This window comes from uncultured Tenacibaculum sp., from assembly GCF_947498805.1.
GTDB lineage: Bacteria > Bacteroidota > Bacteroidia > Flavobacteriales > Flavobacteriaceae > Polaribacter.
The window spans coordinates 107,875-133,220 of record NZ_CANMLT010000008.1; the positions used below are offsets into that span (position 1 = coordinate 107,875).

Below are 25,346 nucleotides of genomic sequence, written 5' to 3' on the forward strand. Positions count from 1 at the left end.
AAGAGAACTTCAAGAAAACAAAGAATCAATTTATTACAAAAAACTATGCACGTAGCAATAGCAGGAAACATTGGAGCAGGTAAAACGACCTTAACTAAATTATTGGCAAAGCATTATAATTGGGAACCTCATTTTGAATCTGTAGATGAGAACCCATATTTAGATGATTTTTATGCTGAAATGGAACGTTGGTCATTTAACCTTCAGGTATACTTTTTAAATAGTCGTTTTCGCCAAGTTTTAGAGCTACGTAAATCAGGAAAGAAAATAATTCAGGATAGAACAATTTATGAAGACGCTCATATTTTTGCGCCGAACCTTCATGCTATGGGATTAATGACCAATAGAGATTATAGCAATTATGCTTCTTTATTTGAATTAATGGAAAACCTAGTTACTCCTCCTGATTTATTAATTTATTTACGTGCAGATATCTCTACCTTAGTAGGGCAAATTCACAAACGTGGTAGAGATTATGAAAACTCTATTAGCATTGATTACTTAAGCCGATTAAACGAGCGTTATGAAGCGTGGATTAGTAAATACACAAAAGGAAAATTACTTATTATTGATGTTGATGATTTGGATTTTGTAGAAAACCAAGAAGATTTAGGATATATAATTGACAGAATAGATGCTCAAATTAATGGACTTTTCTAGTCAATCACCAAAATACGCTAAAGCCCCATGTTTAAACATGGGGCTTTTCTTTTATCACAAAGTTAAAGGCGTGATAATTTTAAAATTGTACTCCCTTTTTTTATAAATAGTCCCTTCCCTCTCATTTTTTTTGATTAGAAACCCTCAATATTTGTAATAATTCTAATTGAAATGAATAACTATAAATAGTTATGATTCTTTTAAAAAAATTACAGGAAGCTGAAAATGTATTTTTTAAAATTTCAATTAAAATTTAGAGTAAGCTATTAACCAAAATTAACTTAAAATGAAAAAAACATTTTTTTTATCTAAGGGATTAGACAAGTTTTCAAATTTACAAATCAACAATCTAGATCACTTTAAAGGAGGAGCTTTAGCTGATGTTCCTGTAGAGATTTATTACCCTACTAGTGGTGGAGGTAAACTATGTCCAGATGGAATGGTTTGGAGCGATACATTAGGTAGATGTGTAGATCGTTATCAAGAGCTACCTCACAAACTTACTAAGCTTTAATAAACTTTCAAGGAAATTGTAATGATTACAATTTCCTTGTTATAAACCTTCAAACAACCACTTATGAATTTTAACTCTTTAGCTATAAAAATTGCGAGTAGATGCAATCTTAATTGCTCATACTGTTTCATGTATAATCTTGGAGATACCACATATAAAAAACAACCCAAGTTTATGTCGACTGAAACGGTAGATCATATAATAGCCAAAACCAAAACTTATATTAAAAAATATAATAAAAAAGAGTTTTCGTTTATATTTCATGGTGGTGAACCTTTATTAGCTCCTAAACAATTTTATATTGATTTTATTGATAAGGTAAAAGGCATTCAAAAAGAATTACCCGAAGTTAGTTTTTTCTATGACCTACAAACTAATGGTGTTTTATTAGATACAAGTTGGATTACTCTTTTTAAAGAGTTAGATATTGCTCCAAGCATTAGCGTTGATGGGACCAAAAAGGCGCATGATATGTACCGAGTAGACCATAAGGGAAACGGTAGTTACGATAGCGTATTTAAAAATGCTAAACTTTTAAAAAACGAAATGAATTTCGCCGATATTGCATGTGTAATCAATATTGAAGAAACTCCTTTAGAAATTTACAACAGTTTCAAAAAAATGGAAGCAAGCTATGTAAATTTCTTAATTCCAGATTACACACATGACAACTATCCTTTTGACAAAGAAAAAACACTCATGGCAGATTGGTTAATTGATTTATTCAATATTTGGATAAATGATCCTAACCGTTTCAAAATTCCTTTATTCCTAGGTTTATTAAATTCTCTTATGAGAATTAATGACCAAACTAAAAATGAGTCGACTGTTTTAGTGATAGAAACTAATGGAGAAATTGAAGCTATAGATTCTTTAAAAGCCTGCGGAAATGGGTTTACAAAAACAGGATTAAATATCAATAAACACGACTTCCATGATATTGGACAAACACCTTTAGGAAATCTGTATTTTAATGATTTCAACAGTAAACTTTCTGCTAAGTGCCAACAATGCCCTTTGAACGAAATTTGTAAAGGAGGCCGGTTAGTTCATCGATATAGTAAAGAAAAAGGGTTTAACAATGCTTCTATTTATTGTAACGACCTTATAAAACTGATTGCTCATGTTCAAAAATTCTTCATTTCATGTTATCCAGAATTACACGAAAAAGAAAATATTACATCGATTAACCCTAATGAAATAAAAGACTACTTAGCCAGCTTAACAAACAAAGAAAACCCGTACGAACAGGATTTAGAGTCTTTTGCTCAACCAACCTCTTTGGCTGTATAGGATAAAGCTAAGCTCTTTTAAATTCACTTAGTAAAATTGCAGTTGCGGTAGCCACATTAAGACTTTCTGTTTTTTGTATATCACCAAATCTTGGTATTGTAAGCTTTTGCTGAATCACATCATTTACTTCTTTTGAAATACCATTCGCTTCATTCCCCATAACCAATACAGCTTTATCTGGTAATTGAGACTTATATACATTATCTCCATCCATATCAGCCGTAAATGTTGGTAATGACGTTTCTGATAAAAAGGATATGATATCTGTATATACAATTTGTACGCGAGTTAAAGATCCCATAGTAGCCTGAACTACTTTAAAATTAAAACAATCTACTGTATTCTTAGAACAAACCAATTGCGTAATTCCAAACCAATCACACAACCTTATAATAGTACCTAAGTTACCTGGATCATTCACTTCATCAAGAACAAGTGTAAATTTATCTGAGCTTATCTCTTTCTCCTTTGGAATTTCAAAAACACCAATTACTTTGTTAGGCGATTTCAACTTACTAATCTTCTTTAACTCTGCTTCCGAAATCTCAATGCTTTCCTCATAATTAAACAAAGAAGCATCGGTTGTATATAGTTCCTTAACTCTAAAGGAAGAATTTAAAAATTCGTTTACAACTTTCACTCCTTCTGCAACAAATAAATTATGCTTTTGCCTATACTTTTTTTGAGATAAACTTGTTATAAGTTTAAGTGTATTTTTGGATAATCCCATTAAATTATTTTTAACAAATTAAAACAACTAAAAAACACTATTTTTGATGTTTTAAGCGAGGCGTAAAGTTAATGAAAAAACTTTCTTTCTATTTTTTGTTTTTAATACTAATTAGCTCTTGTAGCACAATAAAACATGTGCAAGAAAATCAACAGTTACTTACAAAGAACAATGTTTATATTGACAGTGTTAAGAGCTCAGATTCTAACATTGACGAACTTTTGTTACAACGTCCAAATGCCAAAGCAATTGGTTTACCTCTATCGCTTTATTTCTACAACTTAGGAAACCCAAACGGACCACAAACTCCAAGTGAATGGGGAAAAAAGCATACTAAAACATATAACTTCTTTAAAAATACTTTTTCAGAAAAACAGAGTATTTCTGTAGCAAAAACTTTTATAGGTTTAAATAATTGGTTTTTAACAAGTGGTCAAGCACCTGTTATTATAAACGACACTAAAATCACAAAAACCCGAAGAAACTTAAAGAAGTATTTCCAAAACATAGGGTACTTTAAAGCAAAAATATCTTCAAAACGAGATACTTTAGGATTAAAAAAAGGAAGAGTTTCATATTATATAGATAAAGGAGACGCCTTGTTTTTAGATACCATCAACTTAAATATTAAATCTCCAGTTCTAGACTCTATTTACAACGCCAACAAACAAAAAAGTTTTTTACATTCTGGAGACCAATATAATGATGGAAACTTTGTTAAAGAAGCTAATAGAGTAACCAAATTGTTTAGAAATAACGGAATCTATCATTTCGACAAAAATACAAGTGTAGGATTCTATGAAATAGATACATCAAGTACTAAAACTAATGTTGATTTTGAAATTAGTGATCGGATTATTGAAGAAAATGGGCAATATGTTAGTCGCCCCTACTATATTCAAAAAATTAAAAAAATCAATGTTATAACGGACTACTCCTATAATAAAAGAGAAAATCCATTTAAAGATTCTATTCATTACAACGGAGTGGATTTTTTGGCTCATAATAAATTAAAGTACAATCCAAAATATTTAAATCAGTCACTATTTATAAAACCCAATGCTATTTATAGTGATTCTTTAAGAAGTTTAACGATAACACACTTAAGAAGTTTAAAAAACTTTAAATCCACGTCAATTCAATTTAATGAGCTTAATGAAAAAGAATTGGAAGCTAATATTTTCTTAACTCCTATTGAAAAATACACCTTAGGAATAGAATCTGAACTCTCACGTTCAAACATTCGTAATTTTGATATTTCAGCTAAATTTTCATTAACAAACAGAAATACTTTTAAAGGAGCTGAATTGTTTAGAATATCGGCATCTGGATCTTATTTCAACTCCAACAATGGGCCTGGATGGGAAATAGGAACAGATATTTCTTTAGAAATACCTCGTTTTGTGGCGCCTTTTGGATTGAATAAGTTAGTTCCTAAAAGGATGTTTCCTAAAACAAAGATTTTTGCAGGTATTAACTTGCAAAAAAACATCGGGTTAGATAAACAAAATATAACCGTTGGTTTAAATTATAATTGGAAATTCAATCCAAGAAAATCGATACAACTAGATATTTTAAACACGCAATACATTAGGAACTTAAATGTTAGTAATTATTTTAATGTATATAATTCAGAGTATCAAAAACTTGTTGTCTTAGGTCAAAAAGCAATTCCAAGTGTTACTCCTCCTCAAAATGTTGCTGGTAATTTTGATGCTATTACCAATTATGCGGGTCAAATATTTAGCAACTCTGGTGGATTAAGTAGTGAAGATATTGCGGCACTTTTAAATATTACAAATAGATATCAAATAATTACTTCAGATTTCTTAATTCCAGAGATTGCTTACACCTATACATACAATAACCAAGAGAATACAAAGGATGCAAGTTTCTCTTATTTCAGAGCAAAACTTACCAACTCTGGAAATGTTATGGGGTTATTATCCAATACCACCAATACTAACGGAAATAAAACAGTTTTTAAAATTCCTATTGCACAATATTTTAAAGCAGACTTAGAGTATAAAAAATACTGGAGTCTAGGTAGTAATTCGGTATTAGCACACAGAACCTTTTTAGGAGCAATTATTACATATGACAAATCAGATATTCCCTTTTCAAGAAGTTATTTTGCTGGAGGATCTAACGATATAAGAGCATGGAGAACTTATGATTTAGGGCCTGGAGCCACTCCAAGAGGACTAGAATACAATATTGGTAGTTTAAAATTTCTATCGAGTTTTGAGTATCGTTTTGATTTATTTGGTAGTGCCAAAGGAGCTTTATTCGTAGATGCAGGAAATATTTGGGATATAACAAATTCATCTTTTACAGCAGATGAAGCCAAATTTAGTGGAATAAAATCTTTAGAACATATTGCAGTAGGTTCTGGTTTTGGTTTACGATATGACTTTAGTTTCCTTATTGCTCGTTTGGACTTAGGGTTTAAAGTTCGTGAACCTTATTTAGCAGGAAATAAATGGTTTCAAAATTTTAACTTCTCTAATGCCGTATACAACATTGGTATTAACTATCCTTTTTAATATTGCTAAAACGTTATCGTTATTTTTTAGTCAGATAAGTATAAAATTATTTACATTTGAAGTGTTAAATAAGTACGACTAAAAACTAACAAAAATGGCTCATAATATAAAAGCTGGTGTTGCAACTGGTAAAGAAGTACAAGAAATTTTCAAACTAGCAAAAGAAAAGAAATTTGCATTACCAGCAGTAAATGTTGTTGGATCTAATACAATTAATACTGTTTTAGAAACTGCAAAAGAATTAAACTCACCTGTAATTATTCAATTTTCAAATGGTGGTGCGCAATTCAATGCTGGAAAAGGATTGTCTAATGAAGATCAAAAATCGGCCATTGCAGGTGCTGTAGCTGGAGCTAAACACATACACTTAATGGCAGAAGCTTATGGTATCCCTGTTATTTTACATACAGATCACGCAGCTAAAAAATTACTACCTTGGATTGATGGTTTATTAGATGCTAGTGAAAAACATTTTGCTGAAACAGGAAAACCATTATACAGCTCTCATATGATTGATTTAAGTGAAGAGCCACTTGAAGAAAACATTGAAATATGTAAAGAGTATTTGACTCGTATGAGTAAAATGGGAATGACTTTAGAAATTGAATTAGGTATCACTGGAGGAGAAGAAGATGGTGTAGACAATTCTGATGTAGATGTTTCTAAGTTATATACACAACCAGAAGAAGTAGCATATGCTTATGAAGAATTAATGAAAGTAAGCGACCAATTTACAGTAGCGGCTGCTTTTGGTAATGTACATGGAGTTTACAAACCTGGAAATGTAAAATTAACTCCAAAAATTTTAAAGAATTCTCAAGAGTTTATTTCTGAAAAATATAATGTTCCTCATAACACAATTGATTTTGTATTCCATGGAGGATCAGGTTCTACTTTAGATGAAATTAGAGAAGCTATAGATTATGGTGTTATTAAAATGAATATTGATACCGATTTACAGTTTGCATTTACCGAAGGAATTCGTGATTACATGGAGGCTAAAAAGGATTATGTAGCTACTCAAATTGGAAATCCAGAAGGAGGCGACGTTCCTAACAAAAAATATTACGATCCGCGTAAATGGTTAAGAGAGGGAGAACAAACATTTAAAACTCGTTTAAAAAAGGCTTTTGAAGATTTAAACAATGTAAACACACTTTAATCTTCACAAAATCACTATATTAAGGCATCTATAGACACTATAGATGCTTTTTTTATATTTGAAAAAACTAAAGTTCGTAAAAAACTTATACATTTGTAGCCGACTCTTTTTTTAAAAATGATACAGAGTCACCCTAACAAACAACAATAATACAAACTAAACTATGGCTTGGTTTAAACGTAAAGATAAAGGGATTCAAACCCCAACCGAAGAAAAAAAGGACACTCCAAAAGGCTTGTGGTATAAAACCCCAAGTGGAAAAATTATTGATACAGACGAATTAAAGAAAAACTTATACGTAAGTCCTGAAGATGGATACCATGTGCGTATTGGAAGTAATGAATATTTCGAGTTGTTCTTTGATGACAACAAATTTGAGGAGTTAAACGCTAAAATGCAGTCTAAAGATCCTTTAAAATTTGAAGACACTAAAAAATATCCAGATAGATTAAAACAAGTACAGAAAAAAACAGGATTAAAAGATGCTGTTAGAACTGCCGTTGGTAAATCTATGGGGAAAGATATTGTAATTGCTTCTATGGACTTTGCTTTTATTGGAGGTTCTATGGGAAGTGTTGTTGGAGAAAAAATTGCACGTGCAATTGATTATTCAATCAAAAACAAACTTCCTTTCTTAATGATTTCTAAATCAGGGGGAGCTCGTATGATGGAAGCTTCATTATCACTAATGCAATTAGCTAAAACTTCAGCAAAATTAGCTCAATTAGCAGATGCTAAAATTCCATACATCTCTTTATGTACAGATCCTACTACTGGAGGTACAACAGCTTCTTTTGCAATGTTAGGAGATATTAATATTGCAGAACCAAACGCTTTAATTGCTTTTGCAGGTCCTCGTGTTGTAAAAGACACTACTGGAAAAGATTTACCAGAAGGATTCCAACGTTCTGAGTTCTTATTAGAACACGGATTCTTGGATGGAATTTACGAAAGAAAAGATTTAAAACAGCAGGTTAACTTATACATAGATTTGATACAGAATTCACCTGTTAGAGCATAATTAGAAAGCCTGCATTTGCAGGCTTTTTCTTTTTAATATTGGGTTCAAAAGCATATCCGTTTCAAAAATTAATTGTACATTTGCAACTTCAATGAAAAAATCATTGATGTACATAAAAATCATTTAAATAATATTGGCATGTATTTAACAAAAGAAGTTAAACAAGAAATTTTTGCAAAGCACGGTAAAGGAAACAACGATACTGGTACTGCAGAAGGACAAATCGCTTTGTTCACATTTAGAATCAACCACTTAACAGAGCACTTAAAAAGAAATCGTAAAGATTACAACACTGAGCGTTCATTAGTAAAGATGGTAGGTAAGCGTAGAAGCTTATTAGATTACTTAAAAAAGACAGATATCAACAGATATCGTGCGATTATCAAAGAATTAGGAATTAGAAAATAATCCTTACAAAAAGAGGCGGTATCAACTTGCCTCTTTTTTTTTTATAAAAATTTCGTAGTTTAGACTTCGAAAATTCACATAGTGAAAAGTCAAAAGTAACATCCGTCATTCTTTGGCATTCCATTGGAACAACAAACAACAACAACTTAAAAAACGAATTAAAAATTTTAGAAAAACATTGTATGATTCCACAAGTATTTACCCAAACAATTGATTTGGGAGATGGAAGAACCATCACGTTAGAAACAGGAAAATTAGCGAAACAAGCAGATGGTTCAGTTGTTGTAAAAATGGGGGACACTATGTTACTTGCTACAGTAGTGTCTGCAAGAACAGCAAACCCAGGTATCGACTTTTTACCATTAACAGTAGATTATCGAGAAAAATTTGCCGCTGCAGGTCGTTATCCTGGAGGGTTTATGAAACGTGAAGCACGCCCTTCAAACGAAGAGATTTTAACGATGCGTTTAGTTGATCGTGTATTACGTCCTTTATTTCCAAAAGACTATCACGCAGAAACTCAGGTAATGATTCAATTAATGTCTCACGACCCTGAAGTTATGCCAGATGCATTAGCTGGTTTAGCAGCATCAGCAGCAATTCAGCTATCAGATATCCCGTTTGAAGCAGCTATTTCAGAAGTAAGAGTAGCAAGAGTAAATGGTGAATTCATTGTAAACCCTAGCTATAAACAATTAGCAGAAGCAGATATGGACCTTATGGTAGGAGCTTCTAAAGATTTCGTAGCCATGGTTGAAGGTGAAATGGACGAAGTCTCTGAAGAAGAAATGGCAGACGCTATTAAAGTTGCGCACGAAGCTATTAAAGCACAATGTGAAGCACAAATTGCTTTAGCAGAAGCTTTTGGTAAAAAAGAAACTCGTGAATACGAAACAGAAGAAACAAACGAAGAATTAGCTAAAAAAATTCACGACGCAGCATATCAAAAATGTTACGACATTGCTAAAAAAGGTACTTCAAAACAAGAAAGAGGTTTAGCTTTTTCAGAAGTAAAAGAAGAAGTTGTAGCAATGTTTACTGAAGAAGAATTGGAAGAGTATGGAGATTTAGTAGGAAAATACTTCGGAAAAACTCACAAAGCTGCGGTAAGAGATTTAACATTAAATGAAGGTTTACGTTTAGACGGACGTAAAACAACAGATATTAGACCAATTTGGTGTGAGGTAGATTATTTACCACGTACACATGGATCTTCTATCTTTACAAGAGGAGAAACTCAAGCATTAGCTACCGTTACATTAGGTACTTCTAGAGATGCTAATATGTTAGATTCTCCTACAATTCAAGACGAAGAACGTTTTTACTTACATTATAACTTCCCTCCATTCTCAACTGGTGAAGCACGTCCTTTAAGAGGTACTTCTCGTCGTGAGATTGGACATGGAAACCTTGCTCAAAGAGCATTAAAAGGAATGGTTCCTGAAGATTGCCCGTATACAGTTCGTGTGGTTGCTGAAGTATTAGAATCTAACGGTTCTTCTTCAATGGCAACAGTTTGTTCTGGTACAATGGCGTTAATGGATGCTGGTGTTCAAATGAAGAAACCAGTTTCTGGTATTGCAATGGGATTAATTTCAGATGGTGAGCGCTATGCTGTATTATCAGATATCTTAGGAGATGAAGATCATTTAGGTGATATGGACTTTAAAGTTACTGGTACTGCTGAAGGTATTACAGCTTGTCAAATGGATATTAAGATTAAAGGTTTATCTTATGAAATCTTAGTAAAAGCATTAAAACAAGCTCGTGACGGACGTTTACACATCCTAGAAAAATTAACTGACACAATTGCTACTCCAAATAACGATGTTAAAGCACACGCTCCTAAAATGGTTACTGTGCGTATTGCAGGAGAATATATTGGAGCTATGATTGGACCAGGAGGTAAACATATTCAAGAATTACAAAAAGAGACAGAAACTACTATTGTAATTAACGAAGATGAAGCTACAGAAGAAGGTATTGTAGAAATTTTAGGTACCAACCAAGAAGGTATTGATAAAGTATTGGCTAGAATTCAAGCAATTACTTTCAAACCAGAAAAAGGAAGTGTATACGAAACTAAAGTTGTAAAAATCTTAGACTTTGGTGCTGTTGTAGAATATACAGAAGCCCCAGGTAATGAAGTTTTATTACACATTTCTGAATTAGCTTGGGAACGTACTAACAATGTTACTGATGTTGTTAAAATGGGAGACATAATTGACGTGAAGTACTTTGGAGTGGATCCAAAGACACGTAAAGAAAAGGTTTCTAGAAAGGCCTTATTACCACGTCCACCAAGACAAGATAAAAAACCTAAGCAAGAAGAAAAGAAAGCTTAGTAAAAAGAAAAAGCAACCAAATTTGGTTGCTTTTTTTTTACCCTAATCTCTCTTCGATATTTAAAGAAAATCTTCTTTTTAAAACATAATTCCCCAATAATGATTAAAAACTCTCTTTAACTTTCAAGAAATTCACATGTATAACAAACCAAAACTAGTTTACCCTACTTTTATTTAGTTAAAGTAAACCTAGTACTACTATTTGCTTTTTAATTTCTCTATATAACTGCTTTTTGCTACCATTAGCTAATCTAAACGGTAATAAAACCAACAATTTCAATAATCTAACAATCTCTACAACAAAGTATAAGTGTTTCATAAAACATTCTTTATAATATAACAACTCAAAAAGAAAAAGTCCCCCTAAAATCTCCATTTTAATAAAAAGAAAAATTAAGTCTAGTTTTATTCTTAAAGTTTTTAGAGTTTTACTTTTCTTTGCACTCTCTATTATGAAGATACAACGCATCACATACTTATCACTAGGAACAAATCAAGGGAATAAACTTAAGAATCTACAAGACGCTATACAGTTAATAGCTGAAAAAGTAGGAATAGTTCAACAAGTTGCCTCAGTATACAAAACAGCTTCTTGGGGATTCGATAGTGATGATTTTTATAATACCTCTATTAAAGTTTCTACCTATTTACCTCCAGATGCTTTAATAAACACATTACTCTCTATTGAACAAGAATTAGGTCGAATTAGAAAGGAAGAAAATGGGTATTCTGACCGAAGTATTGATATTGACATTTTACTTTTTGATGATGAAATTATTTTCTCAAAGAACCTAATCGTTCCGCATCCAAAAATGTTAGAACGTAAGTTTGTTTTAGTTCCCTTAGTAGAAATAGCAAGAAACATTATGCACCCTATTAAGAAAAAGCATTTGTTTATTTGTTTAGAAAACTGTGATGACTCTTTAGAAATTGAGAAAATCGATGAAGTATTGATTAGACCCGTTCCAATTTCAGAAAAGTACAATTACATTGCTATTGAAGGAAATATTGGAGCTGGTAAAACCTCTTTGGCAAATATGCTTTCTGATGATTTTAATGCAAAAATTGTCTTGGAGCGTTTTGCTGACAACCCATTCTTACCTAAATTTTATGAAGATAACGAACGTTATGCTTTCCCTCTAGAAATGAGTTTTTTAGCAGATCGTTACCAACAATTATCAGATGATTTAGCCCAGTTTGACTTGTTTAAAAATTTTATTGTTTCTGATTACTATATTTTTAAATCACTCATTTTTGCTCAAGTAACTTTACAAGCTGATGAATACGCTTTGTATAGAAAAATGTTCGATTTGATGTACAAAGAGATTACAAAACCAGATTTATATGTATATCTATATCAAAATACAGAAAGGCTATTACAGAATATAAAGAAACGTGGTCGTGAGTACGAACAAAACATTGAAGCTAGTTACTTACAAAAAATCCACGATGGATATAGTAACTTTATTAAGACACAACAGAATCTAAACATTTTAATTATCGATGTATCCGAATTAGACTTTGTTAACAACCCTAAAGACTATCGTTTCATTATTGACAAAATTAATAGTCATACATCTACCATATAAAAAAAGCCTGCAAATTGCAGGCTTTTTTATTTCTATTACAAGAAATTGATTATTTCTCTTATAACTCTAATTTTTCTGCAAAGTAATCACAAAAATCACGCATTGTAGCACTCATTTTTTGATCATCTGTAGCTCTTTCAAAAGTATTTGCCATAGATACTAAGGTTTGATGAAAAAACTGCTTCATTTCGTCAACAGGCATATCTTTTGTCCATAAATCCATTCGTAAAGTATCTTTCTGCTTATGATCCCAAACAGACAACATAATTGCTTTTGAAGCTGCATCTGCTATCCCTCCATCTTCTGCGTCCCATGAAATTGCTTCTGGTACTCTATTTTCGTCTAATCCTACTTTAAATTTTATTTCAGACTCGTGTACAATTGCCATTATTTTCTAGGTTTATATTTAGATTTTTTAAAAATTTCTTCTGCATTCATCTGCATTAGCTCGCGCAAAGATACGTCATTATTCTTCATAAAAGCACGTACTATTTGCCATCCTATCCATACTCCTACCCTACCAGGTGTTTCCACATCACTTTCTAAATAAAACTTAGAAAAAGGTGCTATATCCAAAAAACGTTTATTCAATTTAGAATCGGTACTATATAACAAATCTTTCTCTATAAAATAGCGCCAAACTCCTTCTTCATTTGCTTGAATCCAAGCAAACTTATTTATAGCATATCCTATTTTCTCACGATCACTTTCATTTGGTAAATACATATCTAGTACATACATCTTCTTTCCTTCAGCAATCATTTTCTCAATAAAAGTTCTTTTTACACTAGGTTTTATTTGCTTACTAACAATAGCATTTGCTACATCAACAATGATATGTTCTTTAGTATTATTCGTTTTAACATATAAAGGGTAATCTCCATAAAATTCATGATCTTTTCCCAAATACACATCTAAAGAAATAATTAAATAGTCTCCAGTATATAACACTCTGTTGTTATAATCAATATTTGATATAGTTGTTACTACTAACGGCTCTATAAATTCTGGATTATAATATTTAATATGCTGAAACAAACTATTTATTTGTTTTTCTAAAGGGGAAAAATTGCTGTAAATCTTTTGAGTTTCTTTAAACAACTCTTGCTCATCTGTATTATTAATTTTGTTAATCCATACACTATCTACATTATGCGGAAAAAACAAAGGGTATTTCTTTTTTAACTCTGGAAGTGTTTCTTCAGAAGTATTATAAAAGTCAACCTCAAATCTAGCTACTTTTGTATCCGTTACTATATGAGACACATCAATCTTCTTTTTCTCATCATTTTTACATGAAATCAGTGTTAACAGGAGTACCAAACTCCACAAAAACTTTCGCATATTCTTTAGTATATTAGCCTAATAAATTTAAAAACGTCTAAATTATTAAATTAGTTTAAAATGAATACACCAAAAGTAGTAGAACATATTGTTAAATGGTTAAAAGACTATGCTGAAAATGCAAAAGTAAATGGATTTGTAGTTGGTGTTTCTGGCGGAATAGACTCTGCTGTTACCTCAACACTCTGCGCAAAAACAGGATTACCAACCTTGTGTGTTGAATTACCTATTCATCAAGCAGAAAGTCAGGTAAACCGAGCAAACGAACATATCAAACAATTAAGAGAACGTTTTAGCAATGTAGATGAAGCAGAAGTAAACTTAACCAGTACTTTTGAAGATTTTAAATTAGTAGTACCACAAGTGGATCCTTCTCCAAGAGTAGATTTGGCATTGGCCAATACACGTGCACGTTTACGAATGACAACATTATATTATTTTGCGGGGTTAAAAGGCTTATTAGTTGCTGGAACTGGTAATAAAGTAGAAGATTTTGGCGTAGGTTTTTTTACAAAGTATGGTGATGGGGGTGTAGATTTAAGTCCAATTGCTGATTTAGTAAAATCTGAAGTATATGAAATTGCAACATATTTAGAAGTACCACAATCTATCCAAAAAGCACAACCTACAGATGGATTATTTGGAGACAGTAGAACAGATGAGGATCAAATAGGAGCATCATATGATGAGTTAGAGTGGGCTATGCAAATGCAAGACCAAGGTAAAACCAATGATGATTTTAAAGATCGTGAATTAGAGGTATATAAAATATACACCCGTCTAAACCGAATTAATCAGCATAAAATGGTTCCAATTCCTGTATGTGAAATACCTAAAGAGTTAAAGTAAGTTAACCGACATCATAGCACGCTTTATCTTCTGATAGGCGTGTTTTTTTTGTCCATTTGTCACCTCAAAAGGTAACAAAATCAATAGTTTAATCAGCTCCAAAATTTGCAGCAATTTTCTCATAATTAATAGTCTTTCTTGTTCTTTTCGACCCCTAAATTACAAAAAAGTCACGAAACGAGGTGAAAAAGTGTGATTATTTACCTTTTCTTAATATTAAATCACGCGGTTAAGCTTCTCAAAAATTCGCCTTTTTAAGTTGGTATAATTGGAGATTTCTTCCAAATCAGGAAGTGAATTATTTGTTTTTACGTCTTCTAAAATTCCTCCAATTTTCTTTTCTATTAATACACGTCGAAGGTTTAAAATAGCATCCGTTACTAACTTCGGCAAAATCTTTACCGTCTCTGTTACGGTCACTTCTTTTCGAGACCAATCACTTAAGAAATACTTTTCTTCATCCATTAAAATAGTTGTTACCATGTTAGCAACTTCATTATCTACATGGGTAATTAACTTATCAATAGCTATTTTTTCTTGTTGATTTAATTGATGAATTAACTCGAAATATATTTTTTTAAAAATTTCATTGGTAAATTCAATTTCATCTTCTTGCAAGTTCAAATACAGCTCTTTAGAAATTTGATTGGTATAAATTTCTTTTTCTAATTCGATTTTACCATTCTTTCCTTCTACCTCAATCCAATCAATAAAATCAATTTCTTCATTTCCGTACAACAACAAAATTCGTATAATCTCTTTTTCCAATAGAAATAATGAATCTACTTTTGGAGGCCCTTGTTTTTGGTTTTTCACCAAAGACATTCCTCTTCCTCCTTGCTGTCCTCTTCCAGAAGAAGTTGCTGTATCTGTTGAAGCTTCTTGATTAAATACCGAAGATTGTTTCTTGACATTTCCTTTACTTATCAGTTGTGCCAATTCATTAAACAAAACTTGCTCAGAAATATCCATAATACGAGCACATTCCTGTACATAGACCTCTCTTTGAATTCCATCAGGAATCTTTGAAATACTGGTTACAATATCTCGAATTAACCCTGCTTTTTTAACAGGATCATTCTTGGCATCTTTCATCAACAAAGACACTTTAAACTCAATAAAATCTTGCGATTTATCTTCTAAATACTGCTTTAATTCGGCTGTCGAGTGTGCTTTTGCAAAACTATCTGGATCCTCTCCATCTGGAAAAGTTACCACACGCACATTCATACCTTGTTCTAATATTAAGTCAATACCTCTTAAAGAAGCTCTTATACCAGCAGCATCTCCATCAAAAAGTACTGTAATATTCTTGGTTAAACGATTGATTAATCGAATTTGATCAGGGGTCAGTGCTGTTCCTGAAGAAGCAACCACATTCTCTATACCTGATTGATGAAAAGAAATAACATCTGTATACCCTTCTACTAAAAAGCAATTATCTTGCTTTGCTATATCTTTTTTTGCCTGATAAAGCCCATAAAGAATTTTACTCTTATGGTAAATATCACTTTCTGGTGAATTTAAATACTTTGCTGCTTTTTTATCATTCGTTAGAATACGTCCTCCGAAACCTAATATTCTTCCAGACATAGAGTGAATTGGAAACATCACCCTTCCTTTAAAACGATCAAATTTCTTCTCTGTTGTACCTCCTTCTTTAACTATAGTCAGCCCGGTAGCCTTTAGGTATTTTAAATCATATCCTTTCTTTAAAGCTGCATTGGTAAAGTTATCCCATTCATCTTTACAATATCCTAAATCAAACTTTTCAATGGTTTCTTCTCTGAAGCCGCGCTCTTTGAAATACGATAATCCTATAGCCCTACCTTGTTGTGTATTTAACAAAACATCATGAAAATAGTCTTTGGCGAATTTAGACACCAAAAACATACTTTCTCTTTCATTCATTTGCTCCTTTTGCTCATCGGACTGCTCTGTTTCTTCAATTTCAATATTGTATTTCTTAGCAAGCCATCGAATCGCTTCGGGATATGAAAAATGTTCGTGTTCCATTAAAAATGAAATCGAGTTTCCACCTTTCCCCGTACTAAAGTCTTTCCAGATTTGCTTTACAGGCGATACTACAAAAGATGGTGTTTTTTCATCTGTAAAGGGACTCAAACCTTTAAAGTTACTTCCTGTCTTTTTTAATTGTACAAACTCTCCTATTACCTCCTCTACTCGAGAAGCTTCAAAAACTTTATCTATGGTTTGTTGGGTTATCATCTACAATTAAAATTTGGCTGACAAAGATACTGCTTTGTATTTGCCAGCAAAAACACAAGTTAAGATTATAACATGCATTATTTGGTAAAAACATATAAATATATAAATTTGGCACAAATTCCCTTACTATGAGATTTTTCAAATTTTTAACTATAACATCATTATTTTCATTAACAGTATCGGCTCAAGAAACGATAAAGATTCCAGATATTGGTTTAGAAGAAGCTTTAATTGCTCTAAATTTTGATTCTAATGGGCTTACAGGAGATATTTTAGAGAGCGATGTAAAATATATTGTAAACTTGAATATCAATGATGCAATAAATAATAAAAAGCTAACAAACGTTAATTCGAAGATTAAAGATTTAACAGGTATTGAACATTTTCCTAATTTAACTAGATTAGATTGTAGTGGAAATGAGATTAGAAAAATTAATCTTACCAAAAACACCAAACTAACTTTTTTAAATTGTAGCGACAATAAAATTGAAACTTTAGATTTAAGCAACAATCCGGAGTTGTTTTCTATTAGTTGTGACTACAATAAGCTAACGCATTTAAAGTTGGGTAATAAACCTGTATTAAGAGATTTATATTGCAACAACAACTATCTTGAAAAGTTAGACGTAACTGGATGTACAGCTATGAAAAATTTAGATGCTAGTGGTAATAGAATGGGAGACATTCTTATTAACAAAGCTGTTTATGATCAATTTTCAGAAGGATGGTATAAAGATGGAAAAGCTAGTTTTAAAGAAAGTAGTGGTAATGTAAATGTGATTAACCTTCCTACAGAAAAAACTGTGGTTGATAATACAGTAAGTACACCTCAAAAGCCCCAAGAGAAAGCTACGCCGACTACAACTGTTACTAAACCAGCAGAAGCACCAGCAACTGAATCAACTGCAAACTATTATGAGAAGTTTCAGCAATCAGTAGTGGCCGAATATGATAAACTAGCCATGTCTCCTGATTATTTAAAAAGTAAAAGAATCATTTTACAGCAGAAATACGATTTAGAACCTCGTAAACTAGAACAATGGATAGAGAAGTACGCTAACTTCAATAAAGTTAAAAACGCTGTTAATCCTGAAAAGAATTCATCCATCTTTCATTCTAAATTTAAAAAGTCTACTGTTGAAGAATATGAAAGACTTGTTTTAAACGATGCTTATTTACAAAGTAAAAAAGAGGAAGTACAGAAAAAATATGGAATTAAAGCTAGCGACTTTAATAAGTGGATTGATCTTTTAGGAAATCATGCACTAAAGGCCAAAACAGAAATTCCTGTTGAAAATGCAGCTAGCTTCTATGAAAAATTCAAGAAATCTGTAGTAAATGAATATGAAAACTTAGTTTTAAATTCTGATCATTTTAAGACAGTTAAAGCTGAAATTCAAAAAAAGTATAACATTACACCAACTCAATTGAATGAATGGATTCGTAAAAGAAGTACACTTAAAATTCAATAAGAAAGAAATTTCACACATAGAAAACATAAAAAAAGCACCTTGATCGAGGTGCTTTTTTATATAAGTTGTTTTCGCTTTTTACGAAGCTGCTTTTAATTTTGTTAAAGCCGTTTTTGTTAATTTATTTTCAGCATAATCTTTATCTACGATAAACTCTTTCTCTTCACTACTAGGTAATTCAAACATAGCGTCGGTTAAGATTGCTTCACATAAAGAACGTAAACCACGAGCACCAAGCTTATACTCTACTGCTTTATCTACAATAAACTGTAATGCTTCTTCTGTCATAGAAAACTCAACATCATCCATTGCAAATAACTTGGTATACTGCTTAATTATTGAATTCTTAGGCTCCGTTAAAATAGCTCTTAACGTTTTTGCATCTAAAGGATTCATATAGCTCAATACTGGCAAACGACCAATGATTTCAGGAATTAAGCCAAAACTCTTTAAATCTGATGGAATGATATATTGCAATAAGTTTTCTTGATCTATTTTATCTTCTTCAACCGATGCACTATATCCCACCGCTTGCATATTTAAACGGTTGCTAATAATCTTGTCGATTCCAGAGAAAGCTCCTCCTGCAATAAACAAGATATCTTTAGTATTTACCTCAATAAACTTTTGTTCTGGATGCTTACGTCCTCCTTTCGGTGCAACGTTTACAACAGCTCCTTCTAACAACTTTAAAAGTGCCTGTTGCACTCCCTCTCCTGAAACATCTCTTGTTATTGATGGATTATCACCTTTACGAGCAATTTTATCTATTTCATCAATAAATACAATTCCTCTTTCTGCCTTTTCTACATCGTAATCGGCAGCTTGTAATAATCTACTTAAAATACTTTCAACATCTTCTCCTACATATCCTGCTTGTGTTAAAACTGTAGCATCCACAATAGAAAAAGGTACGTTTAACATTTTTGCAATCGTTCTTGCAACCAATGTTTTTCCAGTTCCTGTTTCTCCTACTAAAACAATGTTTGACTTCTCAATCTCAACTTCATTCTCATCATCTTTGGTTTGCAACAATCTTTTGTAATGATTGTAAACCGCAACAGACATTGCTTTTTTGGTTTGGTTTTGACCAATGATATACTCATCTAAAAAAGCCTTGATCTCTTTTGGTTTCTTTAAGATTAAATCACTCGACAAGTCACTTGTTTTTGCCTCTGCAATTTCTTCTTCTACAATACCATGAGCTTGCTCAATACACTTATCACAAATATGAGCATCTAAACCTGCTATTAATAAATCTGTTTCTGGTTTTTTACGACCACAAAACGAACATTGTAAGTTTTCTTCTTTCGACATTATTCTTGCTTTCTGAACTATTGGCTTCAATAATTTATGAGACCAATAATGTTAAATCTTATTTTCTACTTAAAATTTCATCTACCATTCCGTACGCCTTAGCTTCGTCTGCTTTCATCCAATAATCTCTATCAGAATCTTCATGAACTTTGTCAAAAGGTTGTCCAGAATGCTTTGAAATAATATTGTATAATTCTGTTTTTAACTTTCCTATTTCTTTCACAGTAATTTCCATATCTGAAGCCTGTCCTTGTGCCCCTCCTAATGGTTGGTGAATCATAATACGAGAGTGTGGTAAAGCAGAACGCTTTCCTTTCGTTCCCGCACACATTAAAACTGCTCCCATAGATGCAGCCATACCTGTACAAATAGTTGCAACGTCTGGTTTAATAAATTGCATAGTATCATAAATACCTAAACCAGCATATACACCTCCTCCAGGTGAGTTGATATAAATTGAAATATCTTTTGATGCATCTACACTTTCCAAGAATAATAACTGTGCTTGAATTACATTAGCAACTTGATCATTGATTCCTGTACCTAAGAAGATAATACGATCCATCATTAATCGAGAGAAAACATCCATTTGTGTGATGTTTAACTGACGCTCTTCCATAATGTATGGGGTTAAACTACTTGTGATTTTATTATAGTAAGTACTGCTAATTCCATGATGTTTTGTAGCGTACTTTTCGAATTCTTTTCCGTAATCCATTATAAAATGTTTTTCTGATTTATGAAATGTAAATATAAGAACTATTTCAATACTATTTTGTTTCAGTTGATTGCCAAAAAAACCTGAACTTTCGTTCAGGTTTTTTGTTATGAGGTAACGTAAATTACTTCTCTACGTTATAAACTTCTTTAATGAAATCTTCGTAAGAAACTTCTTTTGTATCAAACTTCATGTTCTCTTTATAAAAAGCCAATAATTTTTGGCTAATTAATTGCGTTTGTAACTTTTGAGCTTCATCTTGATTTTGTAAGATTCTACCAGCGATATCATCTAACTCTTTTTCTTCTGGATTCATGTTTCCAAATTGAGCCATTTGTGCACGGATAAATCCTTTTGCATAGTCTACTAATTCAGCATAGTCTAATTTGATATCGTTATCTTTCATAATCTTTCCTTCGATTAATTGGTAACGTAATCCTTTTTCAGACTTCTCATACTCAGCAGCTGCTTCATCAATTGTTAATTCTTTTTCTCCAGCAGTTTGTAACCACTTTTGTAAGAATTCTTTTGGTAAATCAAACTTAGTATTCTCTACTAAACTTTCAGTAACTGCATTTAATAACTGTTGATCTGCTTGTTGTTGGAATTGCTTTTCTGCGTCTTCTTTGATTTTTCCTTTTAAATCAGTAACAGTTTTAACGCTTCCATCAGCAAATAACTTATCAAATAACTCTTGATCTAACTCTGCTAATTCAGTTTCGTTAATTTCTTCAATTGTAAAAGTTACAGGAACTTCTAATCCGTGAGCATCATCATGAGACACACCTAAAGCCTGTTGTAATTTATGCTCATCTTCGAATAAATTTTTAGTTTTTAATTCTAGAACATCTCCTACTTTAGATCCTACAAACTTCTTTAAGTTTGTTTTTCCTTTAATATCTTTAACAGAAATAGTCGATTTCTTATTGATCTCTTTTTCTTCGTTAACAAAAGTACCAGTAATATTAGCCTCTTCTGTAGCTTCCTCTTTAGAAATCATTTTCCCGTAACGAGATTGAATGTTTTCTACTTCCTTTTCGATTAATTCGTCAGTAGCTACGATGTTATACTGCTTTACTTTATCAGATTTTAAATCAACATCAAATTCTGGTGCTAATCCTAATTCAAATTCGAATGAAAATTTATCAGCATCCCAGTTAAAATCATCTTGTACTCTTGGTAATGGATTCCCTAAGATATCAAGCTTTTCTTCAACTAAGAACTTGTTTAAAGATTCTTGTAAAAGCTTGTTAACCTCATCAATCATTACGGCTTTACCATATTGCTTCTTTACCATTCCCATTGGAACGTGTCCTTTTCTAAACCCTGGAATGTTTGCTGTTTTACGGTAATCGTTTAAAACCTTTGTTACTTTCTCTTGATAATCATCAGCAACAATATCAACTTTTACAACTGCGTTTAACGCATCTATGTTTTCTTTTGTTATATTCATCTTTAAAATAAATCTGTTTCTAAAAAATCGCCTGCAAAATTACCACTTTTCTTATTGATAACCAAGACTTTTACCTTAAGAATTCTTCTTTCTCGGTATTTAGGCTAATTTCCTTATTTATTGATTCTTATATTATTAATTAATCTTATTTCTTTTCTTCTTTTAACAACGAAAACAAAACCGATCTAAAAATTGACAACAATACGCTAAATAACAGTGCAGAAAAGAATCCGCTAACTGCAAATCCAGCCACTAATTTACCGGCCAATAACACTATAATGGCATTTATTACAAATAAAAACAACCCTAAAGTCACGATTGTTGCTGGTAACGTAAAGAACACTAGCAACGGACGCACAAACATATTTAATAATGCTATCGTTACTGCTACGATTACTGCAGTTACATAATTGGTTACTGCAATACCAGGTAAAACATTAGCCAATACAATTACAGCTAAAGCCGTCAATAAAATCTTTAAAAATATTTTCATGTATTTCTTTTTATTCTTTTAAAGCGATAACCATACCAAATTGAAAAACAGGAAATTTTGTCAGACTTATGTATCTTCGCCAGGCAAAAATTAAATTATGAAAAAACTATTAACCCTATTGTTTTTATTATCAAGCTTTTACCTACATGCGCAAATAGGTTTCAGTTCTAAACCTTATAGTGGACGTAAAAAAGTAGACAAAGAAGTATATGAAAATTTTAAAAAATCAACAACTATATTCATACTCTCAGATGTATACGACAACAAGACTTATGACAAAATTTTAAAAAAAAGTTGGAAGGTAACTCCTTATGAAATAGTTAATCTTAAAGATTTCAGTATTGAAAATTATCTTAACGGTAATTATTCCTTTATTGATTTATATGGAGCAAAAGTAAAAACACAAAACACTTTCTATTTGTATTTTAATACTAGGTTAATTTCATACGATAACGGAAAAATAAAAGACAGATTTAAAAAGTTACGAAGCCAAAATAAATTGACTGAGGAGAAATATAAAAAAACAATTTCCAATAACACAAATATTCTTGCTATTTCCTACCTGAGCCCTAAAGAAAATTTTGTAAACCAAATACGCGGCGGTGAAAGAGAAAGCATAGTAAAAGAAATGTATAGTCAGGAAGTTTTTCAAAATTATCTCCCAGGCTTTTTACAAAATTATTTTCAAAAGTTAAGTAATCTTTTAGAAACAAGAGAGGCATATTGGTTATATAGTGAAAACAAATCTGAGGAACTCGCTAAGCTTGCCGAACAAAAACTATATGTTCCAAGTTATTTGAACATGAAGTTTAATCCACTTACAGCAGAAGATAGAATCATGTATAGTGAATACACCAAGGATTTATTCAAAAAATACAAGTACGAATTTCAAATAGAAAAAGCAGATACTATCAGTAATAGAATTATGGACGGTGAGGAATTTTATTATTTGAGATATTGTAGAATGAACACTGATAGATTTATACAGATTGTCAACTCTATAACAGGTGAAACTATTTACAAAGAATATGCTCCATTAGGTTATAATTTAAAACCAAAACATTTTAAAGCTATTAGCAATGCGATAAAAAAAGCTACAAAAAAGTAGGTTTTCTTATATTCGCAAATAATGAAACAGTTATTACTTGTATTCTTAGGAGGAGGCTTTGGAAGTGTATGCAGATACTTACTTGGCAAATTATTAAATAGTTCAGAGTCTGGCATTCCTTACGGAACCTTTCTTGCTAATATTTTAGGAAGTTTGCTAATTGGCTTTATTTTAGGTCTTGCTGCAAAAAATCAAACTTTAAGTCAAAATCAGACCTTGTTATTAGCTACTGGGTTTTGTGGTGGATTTACCACCTTCTCTTCTTTTGCCTATGAAAATCATGTTTTTTTAAAGTCGGGTGATTTTATGAGCTTTGCTCTATATACCATTGCGAGCTTTATTATTGGTTTTTTAGCTGTTTTCTTTGGAATGTATTTAACAAAACTTATATAGAATGAATGAATTTGTAGCGTATAAAGAGGAAGAAAATTATGCTTTGATTACCATAAACAATGGAAAGGCAAATGCTATTTCTCATGATGTTGCCGACGGTTTAAATGAAGCTTTAAACAAAGCAGAAGAAAACAAAAAAGTAGTTGTTCTTACCGGTCAAAATGGTATTTTTTCAGGCGGATATGATTTAAAGACAATGACCGCTTCTCCTGAATCAGCTTTAGAATTGGTAACCAAAGGATCTAAACTTTCTCATAGAATGTTATCATTTCCGCACCCAGTTATTATAGCTTGTAATGGACATGCTATAGCTAAGGGAGCTTTTTTATTACTATCTGCAGATTATCGACTAGGAACAGAAGGTAATTTTAAAATAGGCTTAAATGAAGTTATGATTGGAATGACTATGCATAATGCTGGTGTTGAAATAGCTAAAGCTCGTTTAGCTCCTGTTTATTTCGAAAGAAGTATTAGCAATTCAGAAATATACACTCCAAACGATGCGGTAAGTGCAGGTTTCTTGGACAAAATAGTTCCACAAGAACACTTGCTTCCAACAGCAATTAAAATTGCAGAGATGTTTGCTCAATTAAATCCTAGGGCTCATAAAGAAACGAAGTTAAAAGTAAGAAAACATTATTTGGATAATATTCAGAATGCAATTGAACAAGACACAAAGGAAGGTTTAAAACCTCCTACTAAATAACTAAAAATAAAACCAGCAAAATGCTGGTTTTTATTTTTTATAAGCCATTACTCCTGCTTTGACTTCCAAATCTAAATAATTATCTCTTGGAGTAATCGGACAAGAATAACGATCACTATATGCACAATATGGATTGTACGCTTCATTAAAGTCTATTTCTATCGATCCATCTTTTTCATCGGTGGTTAACACATCAATAAACCTACCTCCTTCATACGATGTTTTTCCATTTGTTTTATCTAAAAAAGGCAAAAACAAATGGTTCTTATAAGCTTCTTTCGGAAACTCATCTTTGTAAATTGCCAGTTCGTAAATCTCGCCGTCTATGGTAAAAGTTACATTTCCATATTTTTTATACATCGCTACCCTATCCGTTGTAGTAGGAAAATTAAAAATAGGAGCATCTGGTGTTTTTGTTAATTTCGCATTTACCTTAAACTTATCATTCACAGGAAAAAACTCTAAGCCTATAAAATTTTTAAGTCCCTTTTTAGTCAAAGGAGATGTGGTAGCATCTTTAAACTTAGCATTCATTACTTTTTGAAAACTAGTTTCTCCTTTCAATGCTCTTTTTTTAGTACTATTACAAGAAATACAAACAATCAATAAAAATAAAATTACTACTTTTTTCATAAAATCTATCTAACATTTAAAATTACAAAACTAACAACACCTTAACATTATTACCAAAAAACGTTTAATTATTGTTAATTTTTAAGCAATCTGCTTTAAAAATTCAAAATCGTTTATTATATTTGGTTAGGAGAGAGTTAATTGCTAATCACAAAAAAACGGGTCAAATTTAATTCCAAAAGAGCATAAAAATAAATAATAACCTTATAATTAAATTTTATGCGAATAACTATAAAAAATTCAAAAATAACTATAAATTTGTCGCCCTTAATTTTACTCGATTAGCTATATCGTTTAAAAATAAGAGCTTTAACAATTATAAGAGTCAACTACTAAACTATTTATTATTGAATTGCTAAAGTT

Annotated in this window: 24 protein-coding genes; 14 read left to right on the forward strand and 10 right to left on the reverse strand. The window is 31.5% G+C overall.

What is annotated here, in order from left to right; all coding sequences use genetic code 11:
* The first annotated feature begins 45 nt into the window (after positions 1–45).
* The 3 genes from Q0873_RS15645 (at position 46) to Q0873_RS15655 (ending at position 2,467) form a co-directional block, all read left to right on the forward strand.
* Entirely contained in the window at positions 46–660 is a 615-nt protein-coding gene (locus Q0873_RS15645) for a deoxynucleoside kinase (RefSeq protein WP_299109044.1), read from the forward strand.
* 286 nt (positions 661–946) lie between these two features.
* Positions 947–1,174 carry a hypothetical protein gene (locus Q0873_RS15650; protein ID WP_299109045.1) on the forward strand — a complete coding sequence of 76 codons (228 nt, stop codon included), beginning with the start codon at positions 947–949 and terminating at the stop codon, positions 1,172–1,174.
* A gap of 63 nt (positions 1,175–1,237) precedes the next feature.
* Positions 1,238–2,467, forward strand: a complete 1,230-nt coding sequence (locus tag Q0873_RS15655) for a radical SAM protein (protein ID WP_299109046.1) — start codon at positions 1,238–1,240, stop codon at positions 2,465–2,467.
* A 7-nt stretch (positions 2,468–2,474) separates the two neighbouring features.
* Here Q0873_RS15655 and Q0873_RS15660 read toward each other — a convergent pair whose 3' ends face one another.
* The gene (locus tag Q0873_RS15660; RefSeq protein WP_299109048.1) at positions 2,475–3,197 is read right to left on the reverse strand and encodes an RNA methyltransferase; all 723 of its coding nucleotides are present in this window, start codon (positions 3,195–3,197) and stop codon (positions 2,475–2,477) included.
* Positions 3,198–3,334: 137 nt separating this feature from the next.
* Here Q0873_RS15660 and Q0873_RS15665 point away from each other — a divergent pair, with 137 nt between their 5' ends.
* The 5 genes from Q0873_RS15665 to Q0873_RS15685 all read left to right on the forward strand — a co-directional run bounded on the left by Q0873_RS15665 (position 3,335) and on the right by Q0873_RS15685 (position 10,679).
* Complete coding sequence (locus tag Q0873_RS15665) at positions 3,335–5,743, forward strand: BamA/TamA family outer membrane protein (protein ID WP_299109050.1); 2,409 nt, start codon at positions 3,335–3,337, stop codon at positions 5,741–5,743.
* A gap of 94 nt (positions 5,744–5,837) precedes the next feature.
* On the forward strand, positions 5,838–6,905 hold the full coding sequence (gene fbaA, locus Q0873_RS15670; RefSeq protein ID WP_299109052.1) for a class II fructose-bisphosphate aldolase: 1,068 nt from the start codon (positions 5,838–5,840) through the stop codon (positions 6,903–6,905).
* Positions 6,906–7,068: 163 nt separating this feature from the next.
* On the forward strand, positions 7,069–7,926 hold the full coding sequence (gene accD / locus Q0873_RS15675; protein WP_299109055.1) for an acetyl-CoA carboxylase, carboxyltransferase subunit beta: 858 nt from the start codon (positions 7,069–7,071) through the stop codon (positions 7,924–7,926).
* 138 nt (positions 7,927–8,064) lie between these two features.
* Positions 8,065–8,334: a 30S ribosomal protein S15 gene (gene rpsO / locus Q0873_RS15680; RefSeq protein ID WP_299109057.1), complete on the forward strand. Its 270-nt coding sequence runs from the start codon at positions 8,065–8,067 to the stop codon at positions 8,332–8,334.
* A 182-nt stretch (positions 8,335–8,516) separates the two neighbouring features.
* Positions 8,517–10,679, forward strand: a complete 2,163-nt coding sequence (locus tag Q0873_RS15685; RefSeq protein WP_299109059.1) for a polyribonucleotide nucleotidyltransferase — start codon at positions 8,517–8,519, stop codon at positions 10,677–10,679.
* Positions 10,680–10,857: 178 nt separating this feature from the next.
* Here Q0873_RS15685 and Q0873_RS15690 read toward each other — a convergent pair whose 3' ends face one another.
* Positions 10,858–10,998 (reverse strand): hypothetical protein, encoded by a 141-nt coding sequence (locus Q0873_RS15690; RefSeq protein WP_299109061.1) that lies wholly within the window; start codon positions 10,996–10,998, stop codon positions 10,858–10,860.
* Between the two features lie 133 nt (positions 10,999–11,131).
* Here Q0873_RS15690 and folK point away from each other — a divergent pair, with 133 nt between their 5' ends.
* The gene (folK, locus tag Q0873_RS15695) at positions 11,132–12,268 is read left to right on the forward strand and encodes a 2-amino-4-hydroxy-6-hydroxymethyldihydropteridine diphosphokinase (RefSeq protein ID WP_299109062.1); all 1,137 of its coding nucleotides are present in this window, start codon (positions 11,132–11,134) and stop codon (positions 12,266–12,268) included.
* 58 nt (positions 12,269–12,326) lie between these two features.
* Here folK and gldC read toward each other — a convergent pair whose 3' ends face one another.
* Positions 12,327–12,656, reverse strand: a complete 330-nt coding sequence (gene gldC / locus Q0873_RS15700) for a gliding motility protein GldC (protein ID WP_299109064.1) — start codon at positions 12,654–12,656, stop codon at positions 12,327–12,329.
* Entirely contained in the window at positions 12,656–13,612 is a 957-nt protein-coding gene (gene gldB / locus Q0873_RS15705) for a gliding motility lipoprotein GldB (protein ID WP_299109066.1), read from the reverse strand. Before gldB ends, gldC begins: the two co-directional genes overlap by 1 nt.
* A gap of 60 nt (positions 13,613–13,672) precedes the next feature.
* On the opposite strand from gldB, the gene nadE reads away from it, so the two are divergent.
* Entirely contained in the window at positions 13,673–14,461 is a 789-nt protein-coding gene (gene nadE / locus Q0873_RS15710) for an NAD(+) synthase (protein WP_299109068.1), read from the forward strand.
* A gap of 216 nt (positions 14,462–14,677) precedes the next feature.
* On the opposite strand, the gene dnaG is transcribed toward nadE, so the two are convergent.
* Positions 14,678–16,690: a DNA primase gene (dnaG, locus tag Q0873_RS15715; RefSeq protein ID WP_299109071.1), complete on the reverse strand. Its 2,013-nt coding sequence runs from the start codon at positions 16,688–16,690 to the stop codon at positions 14,678–14,680.
* Positions 16,691–16,818: 128 nt separating this feature from the next.
* Here dnaG and Q0873_RS15720 point away from each other — a divergent pair, with 128 nt between their 5' ends.
* On the forward strand, positions 16,819–18,162 hold the full coding sequence (locus Q0873_RS15720; RefSeq protein WP_299109073.1) for a hypothetical protein: 1,344 nt from the start codon (positions 16,819–16,821) through the stop codon (positions 18,160–18,162).
* Positions 18,163–18,240: 78 nt separating this feature from the next.
* Here Q0873_RS15720 and clpX read toward each other — a convergent pair whose 3' ends face one another.
* The 4 genes from clpX to Q0873_RS15740 all read right to left on the reverse strand — a co-directional run bounded on the left by clpX (position 18,241) and on the right by Q0873_RS15740 (position 22,143).
* A complete protein-coding gene (gene clpX, locus Q0873_RS15725; protein WP_299109075.1) occupies positions 18,241–19,479 on the reverse strand; it encodes an ATP-dependent Clp protease ATP-binding subunit ClpX in 1,239 nt (412 codons plus the stop codon).
* A 58-nt stretch (positions 19,480–19,537) separates the two neighbouring features.
* Positions 19,538–20,197: an ATP-dependent Clp endopeptidase proteolytic subunit ClpP gene (clpP, locus tag Q0873_RS15730; RefSeq protein ID WP_299109077.1), complete on the reverse strand. Its 660-nt coding sequence runs from the start codon at positions 20,195–20,197 to the stop codon at positions 19,538–19,540.
* 124 nt (positions 20,198–20,321) lie between these two features.
* A complete protein-coding gene (gene tig / locus Q0873_RS15735) occupies positions 20,322–21,650 on the reverse strand; it encodes a trigger factor (protein ID WP_299109079.1) in 1,329 nt (442 codons plus the stop codon).
* Positions 21,651–21,795: 145 nt separating this feature from the next.
* Positions 21,796–22,143 (reverse strand): phage holin family protein, encoded by a 348-nt coding sequence (locus tag Q0873_RS15740; RefSeq protein ID WP_299109080.1) that lies wholly within the window; start codon positions 22,141–22,143, stop codon positions 21,796–21,798.
* Positions 22,144–22,240: 97 nt separating this feature from the next.
* Between Q0873_RS15740 and Q0873_RS15745 the strand changes: the two genes are divergently transcribed.
* The 3 genes from Q0873_RS15745 to Q0873_RS15755 are packed head-to-tail and all read left to right on the forward strand — an operon-like array spanning position 22,241 to position 24,350.
* Positions 22,241–23,251, forward strand: a complete 1,011-nt coding sequence (locus Q0873_RS15745) for a hypothetical protein (RefSeq protein WP_299109081.1) — start codon at positions 22,241–22,243, stop codon at positions 23,249–23,251.
* A gap of 21 nt (positions 23,252–23,272) precedes the next feature.
* Positions 23,273–23,644, forward strand: coding sequence for a fluoride efflux transporter CrcB (crcB, locus tag Q0873_RS15750; protein ID WP_299109082.1), 372 nt, complete (start codon positions 23,273–23,275; stop codon positions 23,642–23,644).
* 1 nt (position 23,645) lies between these two features.
* A complete protein-coding gene (locus Q0873_RS15755) occupies positions 23,646–24,350 on the forward strand; it encodes a crotonase/enoyl-CoA hydratase family protein (RefSeq protein ID WP_299109083.1) in 705 nt (234 codons plus the stop codon).
* 30 nt (positions 24,351–24,380) lie between these two features.
* On the opposite strand, the gene Q0873_RS15760 is transcribed toward Q0873_RS15755, so the two are convergent.
* On the reverse strand, positions 24,381–24,983 hold the full coding sequence (locus tag Q0873_RS15760; protein ID WP_299109084.1) for a DUF1684 domain-containing protein: 603 nt from the start codon (positions 24,981–24,983) through the stop codon (positions 24,381–24,383).
* Positions 24,984–25,346: the final 363 nt, after the last annotated feature.

Excerpts from the sequence above, each read along its gene's own strand:
- Q0873_RS15645 (WP_299109044.1), top strand. The coding sequence starts at position 46 with ATGCACGTAGCAATAGCAGGAAACATTGGAGCAGGTAAAACGACCTTA.
- Q0873_RS15650 (WP_299109045.1), top strand. The coding sequence starts at position 947 with ATGAAAAAAACATTTTTTTTATCTAAGGGATTAGACAAGTTTTCAAAT.
- Q0873_RS15655 (WP_299109046.1), top strand. The coding sequence starts at position 1,238 with ATGAATTTTAACTCTTTAGCTATAAAAATTGCGAGTAGATGCAATCTT.
- Q0873_RS15660 (WP_299109048.1), bottom strand. The coding sequence starts at position 3,197 with ATGGGATTATCCAAAAATACACTTAAACTTATAACAAGTTTATCTCAA.
- fbaA (WP_299109052.1), top strand. The coding sequence starts at position 5,838 with ATGGCTCATAATATAAAAGCTGGTGTTGCAACTGGTAAAGAAGTACAA.
- accD (WP_299109055.1), top strand. The coding sequence starts at position 7,069 with ATGGCTTGGTTTAAACGTAAAGATAAAGGGATTCAAACCCCAACCGAA.
- rpsO (WP_299109057.1), top strand. The coding sequence starts at position 8,065 with ATGTATTTAACAAAAGAAGTTAAACAAGAAATTTTTGCAAAGCACGGT.
- Q0873_RS15685 (WP_299109059.1), top strand. The coding sequence starts at position 8,517 with ATGATTCCACAAGTATTTACCCAAACAATTGATTTGGGAGATGGAAGA.
- Q0873_RS15690 (WP_299109061.1), bottom strand. The coding sequence starts at position 10,998 with ATGAAACACTTATACTTTGTTGTAGAGATTGTTAGATTATTGAAATTG.
- folK (WP_299109062.1), top strand. The coding sequence starts at position 11,132 with ATGAAGATACAACGCATCACATACTTATCACTAGGAACAAATCAAGGG.
- gldC (WP_299109064.1), bottom strand. The coding sequence starts at position 12,656 with ATGGCAATTGTACACGAGTCTGAAATAAAATTTAAAGTAGGATTAGAC.
- gldB (WP_299109066.1), bottom strand. The coding sequence starts at position 13,612 with ATGCGAAAGTTTTTGTGGAGTTTGGTACTCCTGTTAACACTGATTTCA.
- nadE (WP_299109068.1), top strand. The coding sequence starts at position 13,673 with ATGAATACACCAAAAGTAGTAGAACATATTGTTAAATGGTTAAAAGAC.
- dnaG (WP_299109071.1), bottom strand. The coding sequence starts at position 16,690 with ATGATAACCCAACAAACCATAGATAAAGTTTTTGAAGCTTCTCGAGTA.
- Q0873_RS15720 (WP_299109073.1), top strand. The coding sequence starts at position 16,819 with ATGAGATTTTTCAAATTTTTAACTATAACATCATTATTTTCATTAACA.
- clpX (WP_299109075.1), bottom strand. The coding sequence starts at position 19,479 with ATGTCGAAAGAAGAAAACTTACAATGTTCGTTTTGTGGTCGTAAAAAA.
- clpP (WP_299109077.1), bottom strand. The coding sequence starts at position 20,197 with ATGGATTACGGAAAAGAATTCGAAAAGTACGCTACAAAACATCATGGA.
- tig (WP_299109079.1), bottom strand. The coding sequence starts at position 21,650 with ATGAATATAACAAAAGAAAACATAGATGCGTTAAACGCAGTTGTAAAA.
- Q0873_RS15740 (WP_299109080.1), bottom strand. The coding sequence starts at position 22,143 with ATGAAAATATTTTTAAAGATTTTATTGACGGCTTTAGCTGTAATTGTA.
- Q0873_RS15745 (WP_299109081.1), top strand. The coding sequence starts at position 22,241 with ATGAAAAAACTATTAACCCTATTGTTTTTATTATCAAGCTTTTACCTA.
- crcB (WP_299109082.1), top strand. The coding sequence starts at position 23,273 with ATGAAACAGTTATTACTTGTATTCTTAGGAGGAGGCTTTGGAAGTGTA.
- Q0873_RS15755 (WP_299109083.1), top strand. The coding sequence starts at position 23,646 with ATGAATGAATTTGTAGCGTATAAAGAGGAAGAAAATTATGCTTTGATT.
- Q0873_RS15760 (WP_299109084.1), bottom strand. The coding sequence starts at position 24,983 with ATGAAAAAAGTAGTAATTTTATTTTTATTGATTGTTTGTATTTCTTGT.